Below are 3,655 nucleotides of genomic sequence, written 5' to 3' on the forward strand. Positions count from 1 at the left end.
GGTGGTCGAGGGAATCAACAATAAACTTAAACTAATAAAACGGAGAGGCTATGGCTTTAGAAACTTTCGGAATTTTTGGGTTAGAAGTATGTTATCTTGGCATCTTGTCTGTTGATTTAGCATAAAGGGTAACGAAGAGCCCTAAAAACCTTGTTGGATAATATTTTTAGGCTTTTTTAGCCCAAAAACCTTTTTTAGCAGGATTTACACCGATATTCAGCCAACCCTAAGTAGAATTTAAAATCATCCCCAGTGAGGAACTAGCCATGAAATCCTTTGCCCTTCTTACCACCGTTAGCCTAATCAGCCTTTCCACCCTCGCGACTGTTCGCCCCGTCATGGCGCTAGAGAGCCGACAACCAGCCGAAACCCGGATCGCTCAAGGGAACAATCAAGACGCGATCGGCCACTATAACCGGGGAATTGACTACATCCAACAGGAAAAATACGATCTCGCCCTCGCTGAATTCACCAAAGCGATCGAACTCGATCCTAACTATACCGAGGCTTACAACAATCGCGGGTTTCTTTACGCCGGACAGGGGAAACCCGACCTCGCCCTGTCCGATTTCAATCAGGCGATTAACATTAATCCCCGATTGGCCGAAGCTTACCTCAATCGCGGGCTTCTTTACGCCGGACAGGGGAAACCAGACCTCGCCCTGTCCGATTTCAATCAGGCAATCAACATTAATCCCCGAGATGCCCAGGCTTACAACAATCGGGGGAATCTTTACGACGATCAGGGGAAACCCGACCTCGCCCTGTCCGATTTCAATCAGGCGATTAACATTAATCCCCGATTGGCCGAGGCTTACCTCAATCGGGGGGTTCTGTACGCCAGACAGGGGAAACCAGACCTCGCCCTGTCCGATTACAACAAAGCGATCAACATTAATCCACTATTGGGCTGGGCTTACTACAATCGGGGGGTTCTGTACGCCAGACAGGGGAAACCCGACCTCGCCCTGTCCGATTACAACAAAACGATCAACATTAATCCCCGAAACGCCGAGGCTTACCTCAATCGGGGGGTTCTTTACGGCGAACAGGGGAAACCCGACCTCGCCCTGTCCGATTACAACAAAACGATCAACATTAATCCCCGAGACGCAAGGGCTTACAACAATCGGGGGGTTCTTTACGGTGGACAGGGGAAACCCGACCTCGCCCTGTCCGATTACAATCAGGCGATCAACATTAATCCCCAAGACGCCTGGGCTTACGTCCGTCGGGGGATTCTTTATTACTATCGAAAAGAAACGGAAAAAGTGATCGGAGATTTGCGACAAGCCGCCGAACTGTTCCGCCAGCAAGGAAACGCGGCGTTATATGAAAAGGTTATGGAACTCCTACGGCAATTAGGCGCGGTCTAGTCCTTTTTCTTGGGTTGAGTCCGTCGGTTGGGTTGAGCGAATAAATAGGTTAAAGAAAACCTCTCAATTCTCAGGGAAAGCGAAACCTAAAACCTAACACCTAAATCCGTCTGAATGAGCGATCGCTTCTCATGACCTTTTGTTGGGTTTCCTTGGGTCAACCCAAGCGACGATAATTGTTATCAGTATTTAGTTTTTTCTAGTCTAGTCTGTTAATTGTTCATTAAAAACCTTCGGGATGGATGTTATTTTATGACCCTAAAACAACTCATACAAGACAAACGAGAGGATATCCTAAAAATTGCCACCAAACATGGTGCTTTTAATGTGCGTGTATTTGGTTCCGTTGCTAGAGGTGAGGAAACCGAAAATAGTGATATTGATTTTTTAATTGATTATGATTTAGCTAAAACATCCCCTTGGTTTCCCGGTGGATTATTAGTTGATTTAGAGGATCTCTTAGGGTGTAAAGTGGATGTAGTAACTGAAAAAAGCCTTCATCATCTAATTAAACAGCGAATCTTAAAGGAGGCAATTAAGTTATGAATGAAGATCAAGTTTATCTTGGATATATTTTAGACTGTATTGATAAAATTAAGGAGTATTCCCAAGGAGGAAAACAGGAGTTTTTTGCTAATTCAATGATCAGCGATGCTATCATTAGACGCTTACAAACCTTGGCAGAATCAACTCAGCGGCTTTCGGAGGAATTAAAGGCAAATATTCCCGATGTTGACTGGCGTAATATTTCTGGTTTTAGGAATATTTTAGTACATGATTATTTAGGAGGAATTGACCTTAATACAGTTTGGGATGTGGTAGAGAATTATTTGGATAATTTAAGAGAACAGATTTTCAGGCATCTAGAATCAGTCAATACTTAATCACAGTCTAATTTTGTAGGTTGGGTTGAGCAAATAAATAGGTTAAAGAAAACCTCTCAATTCTCAGGGAAAGCGAAACCCAACAGCCAACACCTAAATCTGTCTGAATCTTTTTGTTGGGTTTCCTTACGTCAATCCAACCGACGATAATTGCTATGATTACTGTAGTCCGTAGTCGTGGTCTTTTATGTGCCATATTAAAACAAACCGAAAAAGTAAAAATTTATCTACAACAAGCAGCTATATTATTCCTCCAGCAGGATAATATGGCAACTTATGAAGAGGTGATGCAACTTTTACGCGAATTAGGGAGGTGACAAATGATAAAAACACCCGTTGATTTATACCGTAGAGGTAATGCTACATCTCCCAGAATGGATCATGTTCGTCCTAACAAAGATATTGCCATCTATGAAAATAATGGGCAAATATGGGTAAAAGAAACCCTTGTCGATGGACAAACACCGGGGGGAATTTCCACCTTTTCCGTTCAGGGAATAGGAAACAACTGGTGGAAACTAGATCGGGGGAATTCTATTCCCAGTGAGCTAGAATTAATTAATGATCGAGGTAATCACTGGTTATGGAAACCCTTATTTCCCATGTCAATAGAAACCTATCAACAAGCCTTAAGGGTAATTGGTGAATTTTTTTATCGTGTAAGTTGAGGTAAACTATGAAAACTCTATCATTTAAAGACATCCAATTTATTATCGAAGCTCTCGAAGCCCTTCTCAAAAATTATAGTGACCGTATTCAACAACTAGAAACTCTCGAAAAATATGAAGATGAAATTTCAGACTTAAGTAATGATTTTCTATTTTTACAAGAGTTAATGACTGACTTACAAAATCAACAAACAAAAGAATTGGCTCTACTTGTGCCTGAATTTGATTTGAAAAAAATGCCTTTACAAACATTAATTAAACAAGGAAAAACCCTGTCAATTGAGGAAAAATTAATCTTAGTGGAATCTCTAACTTCATCAATCCGCGAAGAATATAATCTAATGCGAACCTGAAATGAGAAACATAATGATTACTTATTTAGCCACCGTTCATAAAGTCCGTAGGTTGGGTTGAGCAAATAAATATGTTAAAGAAAACCTCTCAATTCTCAGGGAAAGCGAAACCCAACACCCAACACCTAAATCCGTCTGAATCTTTTTGTTGGGGTTCCTTTCGTCTATAGTTGGGTTTCCTTGGTTCAACCCAACGGACGATAATTGCTATGATTACTATAGGATTTGAAAATGGCGATCGCTATTTCGATCCTCTTATTTTTTTGTTGGGTTTCCTTCTTGATTTTGAGAATCGCAATATTAACTGATTTTGGTAGATAATTGAGATGGGATTTAATCATTATTCTTCACTTAAATTAAAATCAATTCGTTGA

The 3,655-nt window shown here is 41.0% G+C and carries 7 protein-coding genes; 6 read left to right on the forward strand and 1 reads right to left on the reverse strand.

All coding sequences use genetic code 11. From position 1 onward, the window contains the following. The 6 genes from O9300_RS02060 to O9300_RS02085 form a co-directional block, all read left to right on the forward strand. A partial coding sequence (locus tag O9300_RS02060) for a transposase (RefSeq protein WP_130758671.1) occupies positions 1-115 on the forward strand: 115 nt, incomplete at its 5' end. Between the two features lie 151 nt (positions 116-266). Then, positions 267-1,376 (forward strand): tetratricopeptide repeat protein, encoded by a 1,110-nt coding sequence (locus tag O9300_RS02065; RefSeq protein ID WP_287969750.1) that lies wholly within the window; start codon positions 267-269, stop codon positions 1,374-1,376. A 252-nt stretch (positions 1,377-1,628) separates the two neighbouring features. Next, positions 1,629-1,922: a nucleotidyltransferase family protein gene (locus O9300_RS02070; protein WP_002733639.1), complete on the forward strand. Its 294-nt coding sequence runs from the start codon at positions 1,629-1,631 to the stop codon at positions 1,920-1,922. Next, positions 1,919-2,260: a HepT-like ribonuclease domain-containing protein gene (locus O9300_RS02075; RefSeq protein ID WP_061432383.1), complete on the forward strand. Its 342-nt coding sequence runs from the start codon at positions 1,919-1,921 to the stop codon at positions 2,258-2,260. The genes O9300_RS02070 and O9300_RS02075 overlap by 4 nt, the downstream gene beginning before the upstream one ends. Positions 2,261-2,580: 320 nt before the next feature. Continuing rightward, complete coding sequence (locus O9300_RS02080) at positions 2,581-2,928, forward strand: Tse2 family ADP-ribosyltransferase toxin (protein WP_045358549.1); 348 nt, start codon at positions 2,581-2,583, stop codon at positions 2,926-2,928. Positions 2,929-2,936: 8 nt separating this feature from the next. Next, entirely contained in the window at positions 2,937-3,281 is a 345-nt protein-coding gene (locus O9300_RS02085; protein WP_287969753.1) for a hypothetical protein, read from the forward strand. Positions 3,282-3,466: 185 nt separating this feature from the next. Here the strand turns inward: O9300_RS02085 and O9300_RS02090 are convergent, their stop codons facing one another. Next, positions 3,467-3,622, reverse strand: coding sequence for a hypothetical protein (locus O9300_RS02090; protein ID WP_287969755.1), 156 nt, complete (start codon positions 3,620-3,622; stop codon positions 3,467-3,469). Positions 3,623-3,655 lie beyond the last annotated feature (33 nt).

It is taken from the genome of Microcystis sp. LE19-195.1E, assembly GCF_027532095.1.
In the GTDB taxonomy this organism is placed as follows: domain Bacteria; phylum Cyanobacteriota; class Cyanobacteriia; order Cyanobacteriales; family Microcystaceae; genus Microcystis; species Microcystis aeruginosa.